Source organism: Pseudomonas sp. R3-41 (genome assembly GCF_054161485.1).
The window spans coordinates 5,331,893-5,345,461 of sequence record NZ_CP096421.1; the positions used below are offsets into that span (position 1 = coordinate 5,331,893).

Genomic DNA, 13,569 nt, shown 5'->3' on the forward strand with positions numbered 1-13,569 from the left:
AGACAATGCACAGCAACTCGTTTTTCGATTATTCGTTCAACTCTCGGTCTCACTGCCTCGTCATCAACGGAGGTAGATCATGAACGAAGATACAACCCTCAAAACCATCGGCTACACCTTCAACTATTCCGCTGATCGAGCGTTGTTCCGTGTCAACGGCGGCGTCCCCATCCAAGAGGCATTGGAACGGGCGTCGGATCTTTTGCATCTCGCTCACCGGCTTGCCGAAGACGCGGCGTTTGAAAAGAGCACCGACCGCTACGCCTGGGCTGCGCATTTTTTGTTGGAAATGAGCAAGGCGGTGATTGATGACGTTGTGAAAGTCATTACGCCAAGACCAGCGGCTGAGTCCAAGAAAAAATCCGAGGCACAGTAGATCGACAGTAAGTCCTGAGAATGGGGACATAGGGAACCCCATCCGACAGACAGCGCTAAGCCCTGCTTCTTTCGCAGTGGGGCTTAGCAATACCGACCTCCCTAGAGGCTCAAGCATGGGAAGCGTTCGAAAAACCATCACCGTTGCCAATCAGCGTGCTCAGGAACGTAATGCCGAACTGAAGGATATCCGCTCGGCCCTTGAAGACGGTGAGTCCAGCGGCCCCCCTCGCCCATTCAATTCCGACGCCTTCAAACAGCGAATGTCATTAGGACGTGGATAAATCCCCATCGTAAAAACTATTCAGCCCCAGGCAAATGCCCCAACGGCAGCGCCCCCGGCGTCTTCACCGTATTAATCGCAAAGTTACTCCGGATATCGCTGATCCCGGGCAACTTCAACAACTGCCCCGTGACAAAACGGTCATAAGCCCGCAGGTCCGGCACCACGACTTGCAATAGAAAATCCGATTCGCCCGATACCAGGAACGCCGAGATCACTTCGGGCAATGCCGTCACTGCCTGGCGAAATGCTTCGGCTCGCTCGTCGTTGTGCCGTTCGACCTTGACGCCGACGAAGATCGTCAGCCCGAGGCCCACTTCGTCGCGGTCCAGGACGGCTTGGTAACCACGAATCACCCCCGCCTCTTCGAGCATCCGCACACGGCGCAGGCAGGGTGAGGGGGACAGGCCGATTTCTTCAGCCAGTTGCACGTTGCTCAGGCGCCCGTCGCGTTGCAGTGCGACGAGGATTTTGCGGTCGAAAGAGTCCAGTTTCATGAGTTGGCATTTTCCGATTGGATGACGCAGATGCTTGGCAGGTTATGCCAATTTCAGACGCTTTAGAAGCTGTCTTCGCAACCACCTGCCCTGCCCGTCAGCCATAGACTTGGCACTTGCGAATCGTTGATGAAAAGGGGTGTGGCATGGCAGGGCTCGGGTTGTTTTTAATGGCGTTGACGGTGGCGTATCTGTTGCCCGGACCGGACATGATCCTGCTGCTGCAAACCGGTGCCCGTCAGGGCAGGGGCGCGGCGTTAGCGACGGCGGTAGGGTTGGGGGTTGCTCGCGGGTGTCATGTGGCATTGGCGGCGTTAGGGCTTTCGGCCTTGTTCAAGACCGCGCCATGGACCTTCGATGTCGTGCGCCTGGCAGGTGCTGCCTACCTGTTATGGATTGGCTTTCAATGCCTACGGACCACGTTGCTGCCGAACTTTGAAGGCGCCAATGTCGAGGTTGGAAAACGGCATTATTACGAGGCCATTCGACGCGGGCTGCTGACGAACCTGCTCAATCCCAAGGCCTTGCTGTTTTGCTCGGTGTTGCTACCGCAATTCATCGATCCACAGGCCGGGCCGGTGCTGGGGCAGTTCGCGATCCTGGGCGTGGTGCTGGTCGGCGTCGGCCTGCTGTTCGACTGCGCCTACGCGTTGGTCGGCGTGGCACTCGGCCGCTGGCTTCAGCGCTCGCCTTCGGCCCAGCGCGTGCAGCAGTGGTTGTTTGGGAGTCTTTTGATTGGGTTTGCGGTGCGGCTGACGTTTGTGCAGCAGTCATAACGATTGCAGTTTCGCGAAGCGGCTCTTGGTATTCTGAGCGGTAATCCAGGGCCGCTTCGCACCCCAGCGGGAGCAAGCTCCCTCGCCACGAATACATTTTTCTCTCTGGATCATAGGCTGCGTGGCCAATTAACCATTGTCTACCTCGCAACGGGTAAAAGCGCACTAGCATGGGGTGCTAGGGGGCGAGCAAATCGTTCATCACCTTCCCAACAACCCCAATTGCAACGTCAACCCAATCAGACTAGACTCCTCCCAAAATGGGAGTAAATAGGTGCGGATTATCGCGAGAGGTACCTTGCGGGAATTTTGGGAAAGCAATCCGGCTTATGCCGATTCCCAGACGCCATTGGTTGAATGGTATCGATACATGGAGAAAGCGACCTATCGAACGCCTCAAGAGATTAAGGCTGAACTCAGAACAGCCAGTATTCTTAAAAGCGCGAGGGTTGTATTCAACATCGGCGGTAACAAATACCGAGTAATTTTGGCAATCGATTATCAGCGCCAACTTGGTTTTGTACGATTCGTCGGCACCCACGCCCAGTACGACCAAATCAACGCGGAGACCGTATGATGAACATCAAACCCATTCGCAACCAGGACGATCTGGATGCAGCCTTTGCTCGCATCGAACAGCTTTGGGGTGCGGAAGTTGATTCGGCTGAAGGTGATGAGCTGGAAATTCTTGCCTTGTTAATAGAAAAGTACGAGGACGAGCACTACCCAATGCCACCCTCCGATCCAATTGAGGCAATTAAATTCCGGATGGATCAGCAAGGCTTGACCGCGCGCGACTTGGAACCATTCCTTGGTTCGAGCGGGCGTGTGTCTGAAGTACTGAACCGCAAACGCAAACTGAGTCTGGCGATGATAAAACGCCTGCATAATGGATTGCGAATCCCTTACGAGAGTCTGCTGGCGGACGTTGCGTAATACATAGCGACTCCGCACCAATCTGCAGCAGCATCTCAAAATAGAAAAACCGGTCCAACGTGGCCGGTTTTTTCGCACTTTTTTCAGCTACAGCTCAAATTCCAGGGCTGCTTCTCAGCCCAACGGGAGCAAGCTCCCTCGCCACACACAAGCATTTTCGCCCGGTTTCACATCCCGAAATAAACCCGCCCTCCCCTCCGCCGCCCTTGCGCGCCGCCGCTTCTAGACTTTGTTGCAGCGACTGCGTGCGCCTACCGAGATCTCCTTCGGTGGTTATAGTGTTGATCATTCATTTTCAGTAGGTATAGTACCTACCACGCACACCACACGGAGGTGTTGTGAATAGCCGATTTTTGATAAGCCAGATCATTGCAGACGGTTGATATCTGGTTCGGGTTCGAGGCAGTCACCATCACTTCAAGCACCCGACCAAACCGGGGTTGGTCACGGTTCCTCATCCGAAGAAGGACCTGCTCAAGAAAACGGCCATCAGTATTTTGCAACAGGCGCTGCTTCAGCCGGCCCGTTGCGCGACGTTCCCGGAGGACGATGAATATGCTTTATCCGATTGCGATTTCCATGGGCGATGACAAGCACGCCTGGGGTGTTGAAGTGCCTGATATTCCGGGGTGTTTTTCCGCAGGCGATGACCTGGACGAGGCCATGGCGATGGCGCGGGAAGCCATCGAGGGGCACTTTGAAATTCTGGCTGAAGACGGCTCGCCGATTCCACCGGCCAACACCGTCACCTTGCACGCCGCCAATCCGCAATACGCCGGTTGCACCTGGGCACTGGTGGACATCGATGTGACCAAATACCTGGGTAAGGCGCAGAAACTCAACATCACGCTGCCCGGCTACCTGCTCAATCGTATCGATGAATATGTGTTGCACCATCCTGAAGAAAAGAGCCGCTCCGGCTTCCTGGCGTCGGCAGCGCTGAAGGTGTTGCAGCAAGGCCGGTGAACAACCATTGACGACACACAAATCTGTGGGAGCGAGCTTGCTCGCGATGGCGTCGGGTCAGCATATCCTGGGTGCCTGACACACAGCCATCGCGAGCAAGCTCGCTCCCACAGTTTTTTACATAGCCATGCCAGGGCTATTTATTCTCTGACTTGGACTCCTGCATCTGCACCGAAGACTTGGTGCCGTCGGTATTGTCCTTGGTCTCGTTATCCGAGTTGTCGAAGCAGCCGTGCAGGGCGAACAAGCAGCAGGCGAGGCAAAAAGTGCGGGCGAAATTCATGATGGACTCCGATGCTGGGGCTTTAAGGAGTGACCTGCGAGCGTGGCAATGGTTGCGACTGTCTTCGTGCCGGACGATGAACGTTGACGGATGTTTGCGATTGAAATGTAAGTAGAATTTTCGCCGACTCGTTGCTGTCACACCAGACAGGTGCATCCCATAAGGAAACACGGCAATGACGTTCGCAAAAATCGCGCAAAAACTATCCCTTTGGGCGGGGAGCCCCAAAACCTTTCTAGGCGCCATCGTGTTGTTGTCGATCTGGGCCGCCAGCGGACCTTTCTTCGGCTTCAACGACACCTGGCAACTCATCATCAACACCTCTACCACCATCATCACGTTCCTGATGGTGTTCCTGATCCAGAACACCCAGAACCGCGATACGGACATCTTGCATTTGAAAGTGGATGAATTGCTGCGGGCGTCCAAGGACGCACAGAACGCAATGCTCGGCCTCGAGTCGCTGGACCTCAAGCAACTTGAAGCGCTGCGCAAGCGCTATCAGGACATGGGCAAGGACGAAGCCAAGGGCCTTGATGGCGTGGAACAAAAGAACAAGATCGACCTGAACCAGTGCTGATGCCTATGCGCGAGTGGCGTCAACCACTCGCGCATTTGTCAGGCATCAAGGCAACGGGTTACCGCCCGTCACGCCAAATACTTCCCCGGTGATGTAGCTCGACTCCTGCGATGCCAGCAGGACATAGAGCGGCGCGCACTCGGCCGGTTGGCCCGGGCGCTTCATCGGTACCTGGGAACCAAAGGTGGGAATCTTTTCCCGAGGTTGACCGCCGCTCGGTTGCAGCACGGTCCAGATCGGCCCCGGTGCCACGGCATTGACCCGGATGCCCTTGCCAATGACCTGTCCAGCCAGCGCCTTGGTAAACGCTACGATGGCCGCTTTGGTGGTGGCGTAATCCAGCAAGGTCGCGGATGGGTCGTAGGATTGGATCGAGGCGGTATTGATAATGGTCGCTCCCGCCGGCATCAGCGGCACCGCAGCCTTGCAGATCCAGAACATCGCATAGATGTTGGTCTTCATGGTGTCGTCAAACTGCGCGGTGGTGATGTCGGCAATGTCTTTTTGCGCTTCCTGCTTACCGGCAACGTTTACCAGGATATCCAGCCCGTCGAGCTGTTGTTGCGCCATCTTGACCATTTGCACACAGAACGCTTCGTCCTTGAGGTCGCCAGGAATCGCAATCGCCTTGCGGCCCTCGGCTTCGATCAACTCGATGACTTGCCGGGCGTCGCGCTCTTCGCTGGGTAGGTAGTTGATCGCCACATCGGCACCTTCCCGGGCGTAGGCGATCGCCGCGGCGCGACCAATCCCCGAGTCACCACCAGTGACCAGCGCCTTGCGCCCCTCCAGGCGGCCGAAACCTTGGTAGCTTTTTTCGCCATGATCGGGTTGCGGCAGCATGTCCTGATCGATGCCAGGCGGCGATTGCGGTTGGTCGGGAAATTCCGGGCGCGGATATTGGGTCAGTGGGTTCTGCATCGCGTATTGGTTGGGTTCTCGGCGTGTGGACATCGAGGTTCTCCTTTTCGGCGGGCAAAATCTGCCGGGACGCTGACGCCCCGGTCCTGAATGTAAAACCAGATGCGGCAGGTCAACGGCTGGCCTGCAGCGCCCTGGCCATTTCGAGATGGGTCTGCAACTTGGGCAGGGTTTCGTCGGCGAAAGCCTTTATTTCCGGCACTTCGGTGGTCTGGGCTTCCTGCTGGATCTGCGCGATGGCCTCCTCGGTGGCCTTGACCTGGCTGGCGGCATACGCGGCTTCGAACGACTCGCCATCCTTGACCTGCGGCATCAAGGCCTTGGCCTTGTCGGCCACTTCCTCCCGGGGGGCGACGGGCAAGTCGAGTTTCTTGGCAATCTTCGCCAGATGTTGATTGGCGGTGGTGCGATCGTTGATCACCATGATGGTGTAGTCCTTGACCTCCCTGGATTCGGCTTTTCCGTGGGCCATGCGACTGGTCTCGATGTCGGCCATGCCTTTGGCGGAAGCATCGTTGATGAATTCGACAGGCGATTGGGCCCAGGCACTGTTGGCACCCAGGCCCATCAGCACGACGAGACTGGTGGTGCGAAATAAACTGGCCATACGGCTCATGATCGCGCCCTCCTCTGATAAAAGTTCTGGTGGGTTATCCACCTTGAATCAGAACCAACCCTGAATATTCAGCGAGACGTCCGACCCGGCTTTCGGCCAATTTCGGCTTTCGGCGGGTTTCGATCGACGGCCGTGATGGTGGTTCTCCCACTTTTGCGACCTGCTTCGGACACCTTCGTTCGATCATGGGCACTGTTTGTCGGATAAATACTGCTTGAACCAGGCATGGTTCAGCCCTCCGTATTCGTGAATGCCGGGCGCGCGGGCCCTGCCCTATATTCGAATGGGATGCGGGCTGAAGGTTTGAGAAAGCTGCGGGCGCCACGACGAACGGTGACGCGTTTTCAGATGCCGAACGCCCGGTGATTGTGGCGTTTGGCGGCATACATCGCCTCGTCGGCGTGGCGGAACAGTGCGATGTCTTCAGTGCCATGGTCGGGAAAGCAGGCCACGCCGATGCTCGGTTCGATGCTCAAGCAATGCCCGTCCAGACGCAGCGGCTGGGCCAGTGCATGATGGATTTTGTCCTGCACGCGATGGGCATCCTCCAAGGCCTGGATGCTGTGCAGCAGGACCACGAATTCATCTCCACCAATACGCGCCACGGTGTCGGTGTCGCGGATACAGCCCTTCAGGCGACTGGCCACCGCTTGCAGCAGCATGTCACCCACGCCGTGGCCATAGGTGTCGTTGACCTGCTTGAAACGATCCAGGTCGATATACAACAAGGCCATGCGCCCGGACGCAGCACGAGCGGCCGCCACTGCGCACTTGAACCGTTCACGGAGCAATTCGCGGTTGGGCACCTGGGTCAACTGATCGTACTGAGCCATGTGCTGCAACCGTGCGTGCAACTGCTTGCGCTCGATGGCGACGGTGATTTGTGCGCAAACGTATTGCAGCAGCTCCTTGTCCTGTTCGGTGTAGCGTTCGTTGTCCGGCGCACTCTTGACGATCAGCGCGCCAATCGTGCCGCTCTGGGCGTTCAGCGGCACGCCCAGCCAGCATGGCGCGTCCGGTTGCGCCACCAAGTCGTCGAACCCCGCTGGCAACGCACTGCCACCGGGCGTCAGGAGGATCGGCTGGCCACTGCGAATCACCTCGGCACACAAACGCCCGGTGACCGTGCCCGGCAATTCGGGTTGCCCTTCCCGGTCATCGACGTGATAGGGGAAATTCAACTGTGAGCATTGCTCGTCATACAGCGCCACCGAGAAATTCAGCGCCGGCAGCCACTCGCCAATAATCAGGTGGATGCGCTTGAACAGCGCCAGCAAGTCAGCCGCGGCATGGGCCGCTTCGGAAATCGCATACAACGCCGCTTGCCGGGACTCGGCCTGCTTGCGTTCAGTGATGTCCCGGGCCACGGCAATGCGCAGTTGGTCCACCGGCGACCAGCGCGCCGACCACAGGATGTGCACCACCCGTCCGTCCTTGCGCAGGTAGCGGTTCTCGAAATTGAGCTTGGGCTCGCCCCCCATGATTTCCCGCGCCGCCTCGAGGGTCCGCTGGCGGTCGGCGGGGTGCACCAGATCGATCATCGGCTGGCCGATCAGCTCCTGCGGGGTGTAGCCGAAAATACGCTCGCAGGCGGCACTGACAAACACGAAACGCCCTTGGCCGTCGACGGCACACACGGCGTCCAGCAGAAGGTCGATGTAGCTGGCCAGCGGCGCGGAACTTGAAGTGTCCATGGGGCTGGAGGTCATCCGGGTAATGCAGCGGCGAACGAAGCGGGTGATGGTCAGTTCGTGACCGACGTACCCAATACCGGTGAGGATAGCGCAGGCAATCAACCGTAGTGGACGAAACGCCCAGTAGATCAGCCACGCGACTCGACACAGCCCCATCACAGCTCTGTAAAAAACACCATGCCGGCATACGGTGCCTGCCGACAAGCCTTCAACCGCGACGCGAGGTCGCCCACATGGACCTCCAACTTGTGCCCGTCCGGGTCGAGAAAGTAGAACGAATCCCCCTCGCTGCGGTTGTCTCGCCAAGACGACACCTGGGCCGCGTTCAGCCGCGCCACCAGCAGCGGGAGATGGTCAGCGCCGATGCTGAACGCGTAATGGGTGTAGTCCGCCGCCGGCTTGGGCCCGCGTAACGGGTCGAGAGACAGGCACAACCACAACCCCGGCAGCGACAAATATGCCCCGCTGTTCCATTTGGCCTCAAGACGCAGCTGCAAGAGCTCGCCATAAAAAGCCACACTGCGATCCAGATCGGTGACCGCAAGGGTCAGATGATTGAGGCCTGAGAGCATCAGCAAGCTACCTTCAGAAAAGAGTGACAACCCAGCGGGCTTAGGGCAAATCCACGGTGCTCCGAAGCTCCGACACTATTGATGGATTCCCCGTCCAAGGTCCTAGGCAAAGTCCTACGCAGAAATCTCCAGTGACACTCAAGCACGCCGGAAACAGCCGATTCAAAGCCCTGCACAACAATCTGTAAAGTCTGGAAACACGCCGCAATCGAAACACCCCACGGACAGCACCACTCACCAAGGAATGTAAACGCACCATGAACCAGACGGCTCAATCACCTCATTACTTCACCAACTACCGCAAACTCATTTCCCTCGCAGACCAGGATTGGCAAAGCACCGAAGCCGGGAAAATCTCAGGGCTGAATGTCGAGGTCAATACACCCAACGTGCTGGTCGACCAATACGGCCGGGCTTTTCATCACTTCTGCACGACATCCTACCTGGGCCTGGACTATCACCCTGCGTTGCTGGACGGTGCCATGACCGCCCTGTGGGAGGCCGGGACCCTGCGGGTCGCCAATTCAAGGAATCGCTGCAAGCTGGCGATCCTGGACCAGTACGAAACCCAGTTGTCGGAGCTGTTTGGCGCCTGTTGTCTCAGCGCCCTGTCTTGCAGCGCGGCGAGCGCCGGGATCCTGCCGCTGCTGGCCAGCGGTGCATTCACGCAAAATCGTGCGCCCGTCATGGTGTTCGACAAACAGGCCCATTATTCGATGAACCACAGCAAGGCCGCCTGCGCCGACGAAACCCAGGTCATCACCTGCCCGCACAACGACATGGATTTCATCGAGGACGTGTGCAAGCGCCAGCGCGAGGTGGCGTATGTAGCCGACGGCGCCTACAGCATGGGCGGGATGGCGGACCTGGACAGCCTGATGTACCTCAAGCAGCGCTATGGCTTGTTTCTTTACCTGGACGATTCCCACGCCCTGTCTGCGGTCGGGGAATCCGGCGCCGGCCTGGTCCGTTCGCGTATCCCGGCGGTGGACGAGCGCACCCTGGTCGTCGCCTCGCTGGCCAAGTCATTCGGCGCCAGTGGCGGGCTGGTCATGTTTGGCAGTGAACGGCACAAGGCGCTGGTGCAGCGTTACGGTGGACCGAGCAATTGGTCCCAGAGCCTGAACGCAGCGGCCATCGGTGCCGGCATGGCTTCGATCCGCCTGCACCGCAGTCTGGAATTCAGCGCCTTGCAGGCGCGTTTGCAGGCTAATATCCGCCTCTTCGACAGCCTCGTGCGGACCGGACAGCGCGGCACTCCCATGGCGATCCGTATGGTGCCTTGCGGTGAAGCATCCCTGGCCAACAGCCTGGCGGTCGAATTGGCCGAACTGGGGTATTTCACCTCAGCGGTGTTTTTTCCCGTGGTGCCGCAAGGCAAGGCCGCCATTCGCATTACCCTGCGCGCCGACATGGAGCCTGACGTGATTCGCTCCTTTTGCGAAAAGATCACCGAACTGCTGCTGACCCACGGGCGTGACCTCCGCCCCTGAGACAGGACGCTTGATGAAGAACCGTACAACCCTGATCGTCACTTGCACCACCGTCTTCCTGGCACAACTGGGCATGAGCATCTATTTGCCGGCCCTGCCGGATATCGCCCGGGACATCGGTGCCGATGCATCCCGGGTGTCCTGGGGCCTGTCGGTGTACCTGATCGGCATGGCGCTGCCCATGTTGTTGTGGGGCAGCCTGAGCCAGCGCCTGGGGCGCAAGCCGGTCTTGCTGGCGGCTTTGGGGTTGTACGGCCTGGGCAACCTGGCCTTGCCGCTGGGCACGACAATCGAGGCGTTCCTGATACTCCGGTTGATCCAGGGCATCGGCGCCAGCGGTATCTCGGTGATGGCGCGGGTCCTGATTCGTGACAGCTTCAGCGGTGACCTGCTGGCCAAGGCCCTGTCCTGGATATCGATCGCCTTTGTGATTGCCCTCGGTATTGGCCAGTACCTGGGCTCGCTGATCCAGGCGGCGTTTGGCTGGGAGGCGATTTTCCAGGGTTTGGGCGCCGTCAGCCTGGCCATGGCAGCGGCGGTGTCCTGGGCCCGTTTCCCGGCGCTGATACAGGCCAGCAACGGGCAATCGGCGTGGGGCATCTACGGGCAGATATTCCGGCAACGGGCGTTCCTGCTGCCGGCCTTGGCCGGTGGGCTGGGTTACGGCGTGATCGTCGCGTTCAATACCGCCGCGCCGCTGATCCTGCAGGAGAGCTTCCACTGGTCGGCCATTGAATATGGCTTGCTGGGCTGGCCGATCAGTGCCGCGTACCTGCTCGGGGCACTGGCGGTGAACGCCTTTGTGCTGCGCACCGGTCAACGGCGAATGATGGGCTGGGGCATCGCGCTGGTGCTCGGCGGCAGCATGACCATGCTGGCGGGCAGCCTCACCCTGAGCGGCATCGCGTTGCTCTTCTGGCTGCCGTACTGCTTCGCGGTGTTCGGCCAGTCGTTGATCTACCCCATCAGCCTGTCCCTGGCCAATGAAGGCTCACCGGTGGCCGGCGCTTATGCCATGGCATTGAGCGGGTTCCTGCATCAACTGATGGCGTCGGTGATCGGCGCCATGGCCAGCCTGCTGTTGAGCCAGCAAGCCTGGCCGCTGGCGGCGTTGTGCGCACTGCTGGGGGCGGCGGCGATGCTCTGTGTGAAGTTCGTGCCACCCCGGGTCGCTTAGAACGCGCTGCGGAAAATCTCCTCGATCTGCCGCTGGTCCGCCGCCCGTGGGTTGGTCAGGCCACACGCGTCTTTCAAGGCGTTGGCGGCCAGCACCGGAACGTCGTTGAGGCGCACGCCCAAATCACGCAAGCCGGCCGGAATGTCCACGTCCTGGGCCAGGCTGCGGATCGCCGCAATAGCGTTCCGGGCCCCCTCTTCCGGGCTGAAACCCCGTGTATCGGCGCCCATGGCATGGGCCACATCGGTCAGGCGAGCGGCGCACACCGAGGCGTTGAAACTCTGTACATGGGGCAACAGCACGGCATTGCACACGCCGTGAGGCAAGTCGTAAAAACCACCCAGTTGATGCGCCATCGCGTGCACGAAACCCAACGACGCATTGTTGAACGCCATCCCCGCGAGAAATTGCGCATAGGCCATGTTTTCCCGCGCCGCCAGATCGGTGCCGTCGCGCACGGCCAGGCGCAGGTTGTTGCTGATCAGGGTAATGGCCTTCAGGGCGCAGGCATCGGTTATCGGCGTGGCGGCGGTGGAGACATAAGCCTCGATCGCATGGGTCAGCGCATCCATGCCAGTGGCGGCCGTCAGGCCCTTGGGCATCGCCACCATCAACGCTGGGTCATTCACCGACATCAGCGGGGTCACGTTGCGATCGACAATCGCCATTTTCACATGGCGGGTCTCGTCGGTGATGATGCAGAAACGGGTCATCTCGCTGGCGGTGCCCGCCGTGGTGTTGATGGCGATCAGCGGCAGTTGCGGCTTGCTCGAACGGTCCACCCCTTCATAGTCACGGATCTGTCCACCGTTGGTGGCGCACAGGGCGATGCCCTTGGCGCAGTCGTGGGGTGAACCGCCGCCCAGGGACACGACGAAATCGCACTGGCTTTCCTTGAGCAAGCCCAGCCCGAGCTCGACATTGGCAATGCTCGGGTTGGGCTTGGCACCGTCGAAAATCACCGAGTCGACGTCCTGCAGCGCCAACAACTCGGCCACCTTGGTGGCGACGCCGGCCTTGGCCAGCCCTGCGTCGGTGACGATCAGCGCCTTGCGAAAGCCGTAGTTGCGAATGGCGGTCATGGCCTCGTCGAGGCAACCCAGACCCATGATGTTCACGGCGGGGATGAAAAAAGTGCTGCTCATGGCACACGCTCCTGGAAGAGGCCGAATCGGCAGGGGCGTACAGGATTGACCGAGTAGTCACGACGTATCTTGATCTGGCTCAAGACTGGGTCGTGATAAAGTCGCGGCCTGCCTTTGCCACGTTTTGAGATGATCCTTGCGATGACCGATTTCCAGGAATACGACACCCGGCTCGAAGACTGGGAGGCCTTGCGCGCCGACACAGCCTTCAGCGGCCTGCTGCTGGGCAATGGCGCCAGCCGTGCGGTGTGGGACGACTTCGGCTATGACTCGCTGTTCGAAAACGCCCGCACCGTCGAGGAAAAACCCTTGAGCCCGTCGGAACTGAGCGTGTTCGACGCGATGCAGACGCGCAGCTTCGAACAGGTGCTCGGGGCGCTGAAAACCACCAGTCGGGTCAACAAGGCCCTGGCCGTCAGCTCCGCCGCCCCGCGTAACCGCTACTACGCAATCAAGGAGGCGCTGATCAACACCGTGCATGCGGTGCATATCCCGTGGCGGTTGGTGCAGCCATCGACCCTGGCGACGATCAATCAGGAACTGGGCCGCTACCGCACGGTGTTCACCACTAATTACGACTTGCTCAATTACTGGGCGATCCAGCATGGGGCCGAGACCCTCAGCGATCTGTTCTGTGGCGATGACCACAGTTTCGACCTGAGCCAGGCGGGCGCGGACAAACCACGCCTGCTGTATCTCCACGGCGGCCTGCACCTGGTGCGCAACCAGGACGGCACGGCGCGCAAACTCACGTCCACCGAAGGCACCTTGCTGGGCAGTTTCGCCATCAACAACACGATCAAGACCCTCGACGACGTGCCGCTGTTCGTCAATGAAGGTCCCAGCACCGACAAGCTCAAGACCATCCGCAGCAGCGATTACCTGTCGTTCTGCTACGACCAGTTGCTGCAGCATGGCGATAATCTGTGCCTGTTCGGCCATGCCCTCGGCGAGCAGGACCGGCACATTGTCCATGCCCTGCGCCTGGCCGCCCCGAAAACCGTGGCGGTTTCGATCTATCCGCGAAGCCAGGCGTTCATCCAGCATCAGAAGCGGCATTACGCCAAGGTGTTCGAGGGGCTGGACGTGCAATTGCGCTTCTTCGATGCCAAGAGCCATCCGTTGGGCGATCCGAAATTGTCGGTGCCGGTGGAGGTTTAAAGGCAGGGCAAACCCGAGTGGCGAGGGGGTTCACTGGTGGGAGCAAAGCTTGCTCGCGATGAACGATAACTCGGCTAGTCTGCACAATCGCAGC

At 59.4% G+C, this 13,569-nt stretch carries 17 protein-coding genes and 1 pseudogene; 11 read left to right on the forward strand and 7 right to left on the reverse strand.

What is annotated here, in order from left to right:
* Positions 1 to 79: 79 nt before the first annotated feature.
* Positions 80 to 376: a DUF3077 domain-containing protein gene (locus tag M1D99_RS22910; protein WP_458130814.1), complete on the forward strand. Its 297-nt coding sequence runs from the start codon at positions 80 to 82 to the stop codon at positions 374 to 376.
* A 115-nt stretch (positions 377 to 491) separates the two neighbouring features.
* Complete coding sequence (locus M1D99_RS22915) at positions 492 to 659, forward strand: type II toxin-antitoxin system ParD family antitoxin (RefSeq protein WP_186704524.1); 168 nt, start codon at positions 492 to 494, stop codon at positions 657 to 659.
* A 16-nt stretch (positions 660 to 675) separates the two neighbouring features.
* On the opposite strand, the gene M1D99_RS22920 is transcribed toward M1D99_RS22915, so the two are convergent.
* A complete protein-coding gene (locus M1D99_RS22920; RefSeq protein WP_458130815.1) occupies positions 676 to 1,155 on the reverse strand; it encodes an Lrp/AsnC family transcriptional regulator in 480 nt (159 codons plus the stop codon).
* A 146-nt stretch (positions 1,156 to 1,301) separates the two neighbouring features.
* Here M1D99_RS22920 and M1D99_RS22925 point away from each other — a divergent pair, with 146 nt between their 5' ends.
* The 5 genes and pseudogenes from M1D99_RS22925 to M1D99_RS22945 all read left to right on the forward strand — a co-directional run bounded on the left by M1D99_RS22925 (position 1,302) and on the right by M1D99_RS22945 (position 3,833).
* Positions 1,302 to 1,931 (forward strand): LysE family translocator, encoded by a 630-nt coding sequence (locus M1D99_RS22925; RefSeq protein ID WP_458130816.1) that lies wholly within the window; start codon positions 1,302 to 1,304, stop codon positions 1,929 to 1,931.
* 274 nt (positions 1,932 to 2,205) lie between these two features.
* The gene (locus M1D99_RS22930; RefSeq protein WP_458130817.1) at positions 2,206 to 2,508 is read left to right on the forward strand and encodes a type II toxin-antitoxin system HigB family toxin; all 303 of its coding nucleotides are present in this window, start codon (positions 2,206 to 2,208) and stop codon (positions 2,506 to 2,508) included.
* Positions 2,508 to 2,867 (forward strand): helix-turn-helix domain-containing protein, encoded by a 360-nt coding sequence (locus M1D99_RS22935; protein ID WP_186730558.1) that lies wholly within the window; start codon positions 2,508 to 2,510, stop codon positions 2,865 to 2,867. The genes M1D99_RS22930 and M1D99_RS22935 overlap by 1 nt, the downstream gene beginning before the upstream one ends.
* Before the next feature lie 386 nt (positions 2,868 to 3,253).
* Positions 3,254 to 3,382: pseudogene (locus tag M1D99_RS22940) on the forward strand (type II toxin-antitoxin system HicA family toxin); the annotation flags it as partial.
* A gap of 40 nt (positions 3,383 to 3,422) precedes the next feature.
* Complete coding sequence (locus M1D99_RS22945; protein WP_053119286.1) at positions 3,423 to 3,833, forward strand: type II toxin-antitoxin system HicB family antitoxin; 411 nt, start codon at positions 3,423 to 3,425, stop codon at positions 3,831 to 3,833.
* 136 nt (positions 3,834 to 3,969) lie between these two features.
* On the opposite strand, the gene M1D99_RS22950 is transcribed toward M1D99_RS22945, so the two are convergent.
* Positions 3,970 to 4,116, reverse strand: a complete 147-nt coding sequence (locus tag M1D99_RS22950) for a hypothetical protein (protein WP_186704520.1) — start codon at positions 4,114 to 4,116, stop codon at positions 3,970 to 3,972.
* Positions 4,117 to 4,291: 175 nt separating this feature from the next.
* On the opposite strand from M1D99_RS22950, the gene M1D99_RS22955 reads away from it, so the two are divergent.
* Positions 4,292 to 4,696, forward strand: coding sequence for a low affinity iron permease family protein (locus M1D99_RS22955; protein ID WP_186704519.1), 405 nt, complete (start codon positions 4,292 to 4,294; stop codon positions 4,694 to 4,696).
* A gap of 45 nt (positions 4,697 to 4,741) precedes the next feature.
* Here the strand turns inward: M1D99_RS22955 and M1D99_RS22960 are convergent, their stop codons facing one another.
* The 4 genes from M1D99_RS22960 to fos all read right to left on the reverse strand — a co-directional run bounded on the left by M1D99_RS22960 (position 4,742) and on the right by fos (position 8,499).
* Positions 4,742 to 5,650 carry an SDR family oxidoreductase gene (locus M1D99_RS22960; RefSeq protein ID WP_207965300.1) on the reverse strand — a complete coding sequence of 303 codons (909 nt, stop codon included), beginning with the start codon at positions 5,648 to 5,650 and terminating at the stop codon, positions 4,742 to 4,744.
* A gap of 79 nt (positions 5,651 to 5,729) precedes the next feature.
* The gene (locus M1D99_RS22965) at positions 5,730 to 6,233 is read right to left on the reverse strand and encodes a DUF4142 domain-containing protein (protein ID WP_186704517.1); all 504 of its coding nucleotides are present in this window, start codon (positions 6,231 to 6,233) and stop codon (positions 5,730 to 5,732) included.
* A gap of 344 nt (positions 6,234 to 6,577) precedes the next feature.
* Positions 6,578 to 7,927, reverse strand: a complete 1,350-nt coding sequence (locus M1D99_RS22970) for a sensor domain-containing protein (RefSeq protein WP_434576600.1) — start codon at positions 7,925 to 7,927, stop codon at positions 6,578 to 6,580.
* A gap of 155 nt (positions 7,928 to 8,082) precedes the next feature.
* Positions 8,083 to 8,499, reverse strand: coding sequence for a fosfomycin resistance glutathione transferase (gene fos / locus M1D99_RS22975; protein ID WP_458130818.1), 417 nt, complete (start codon positions 8,497 to 8,499; stop codon positions 8,083 to 8,085).
* A gap of 257 nt (positions 8,500 to 8,756) precedes the next feature.
* Between fos and M1D99_RS22980 the strand changes: the two genes are divergently transcribed.
* On the forward strand, positions 8,757 to 9,992 hold the full coding sequence (locus M1D99_RS22980) for an aminotransferase class I/II-fold pyridoxal phosphate-dependent enzyme (protein WP_434571858.1): 1,236 nt from the start codon (positions 8,757 to 8,759) through the stop codon (positions 9,990 to 9,992).
* 13 nt (positions 9,993 to 10,005) lie between these two features.
* Positions 10,006 to 11,169, forward strand: a complete 1,164-nt coding sequence (locus M1D99_RS22985; RefSeq protein WP_458130819.1) for an MFS transporter — start codon at positions 10,006 to 10,008, stop codon at positions 11,167 to 11,169.
* Here M1D99_RS22985 and yiaY read toward each other — a convergent pair.
* Positions 11,166 to 12,314 (reverse strand): L-threonine dehydrogenase, encoded by a 1,149-nt coding sequence (gene yiaY / locus M1D99_RS22990; RefSeq protein WP_186704513.1) that lies wholly within the window; start codon positions 12,312 to 12,314, stop codon positions 11,166 to 11,168. The genes M1D99_RS22985 and yiaY overlap by 4 nt on opposite strands.
* A 141-nt stretch (positions 12,315 to 12,455) precedes the next feature.
* On the opposite strand from yiaY, the gene M1D99_RS22995 reads away from it, so the two are divergent.
* A complete protein-coding gene (locus M1D99_RS22995; protein ID WP_434571862.1) occupies positions 12,456 to 13,475 on the forward strand; it encodes a DUF4917 family protein in 1,020 nt (339 codons plus the stop codon).
* The last annotated feature ends 94 nt before the right edge of the window (positions 13,476 to 13,569 follow it).

Excerpts from the sequence above, each read along its gene's own strand:
- M1D99_RS22910 (WP_458130814.1), top strand. The coding sequence starts at position 80 with ATGAACGAAGATACAACCCTCAAAACCATCGGCTACACCTTCAACTAT.
- M1D99_RS22915 (WP_186704524.1), top strand. The coding sequence starts at position 492 with ATGGGAAGCGTTCGAAAAACCATCACCGTTGCCAATCAGCGTGCTCAG.
- M1D99_RS22920 (WP_458130815.1), bottom strand. The coding sequence starts at position 1,155 with ATGAAACTGGACTCTTTCGACCGCAAAATCCTCGTCGCACTGCAACGC.
- M1D99_RS22925 (WP_458130816.1), top strand. The coding sequence starts at position 1,302 with ATGGCAGGGCTCGGGTTGTTTTTAATGGCGTTGACGGTGGCGTATCTG.
- M1D99_RS22935 (WP_186730558.1), top strand. The coding sequence starts at position 2,508 with ATGAACATCAAACCCATTCGCAACCAGGACGATCTGGATGCAGCCTTT.
- M1D99_RS22945 (WP_053119286.1), top strand. The coding sequence starts at position 3,423 with ATGCTTTATCCGATTGCGATTTCCATGGGCGATGACAAGCACGCCTGG.
- M1D99_RS22950 (WP_186704520.1), bottom strand. The coding sequence starts at position 4,116 with ATGAATTTCGCCCGCACTTTTTGCCTCGCCTGCTGCTTGTTCGCCCTG.
- M1D99_RS22955 (WP_186704519.1), top strand. The coding sequence starts at position 4,292 with ATGACGTTCGCAAAAATCGCGCAAAAACTATCCCTTTGGGCGGGGAGC.
- M1D99_RS22960 (WP_207965300.1), bottom strand. The coding sequence starts at position 5,650 with ATGTCCACACGCCGAGAACCCAACCAATACGCGATGCAGAACCCACTG.
- M1D99_RS22965 (WP_186704517.1), bottom strand. The coding sequence starts at position 6,233 with ATGAGCCGTATGGCCAGTTTATTTCGCACCACCAGTCTCGTCGTGCTG.
- M1D99_RS22970 (WP_434576600.1), bottom strand. The coding sequence starts at position 7,927 with ATGGACACTTCAAGTTCCGCGCCGCTGGCCAGCTACATCGACCTTCTG.
- fos (WP_458130818.1), bottom strand. The coding sequence starts at position 8,499 with ATGCTCTCAGGCCTCAATCATCTGACCCTTGCGGTCACCGATCTGGAT.
- M1D99_RS22980 (WP_434571858.1), top strand. The coding sequence starts at position 8,757 with ATGAACCAGACGGCTCAATCACCTCATTACTTCACCAACTACCGCAAA.
- M1D99_RS22985 (WP_458130819.1), top strand. The coding sequence starts at position 10,006 with ATGAAGAACCGTACAACCCTGATCGTCACTTGCACCACCGTCTTCCTG.
- yiaY (WP_186704513.1), bottom strand. The coding sequence starts at position 12,314 with ATGAGCAGCACTTTTTTCATCCCCGCCGTGAACATCATGGGTCTGGGT.
- M1D99_RS22995 (WP_434571862.1), top strand. The coding sequence starts at position 12,456 with ATGACCGATTTCCAGGAATACGACACCCGGCTCGAAGACTGGGAGGCC.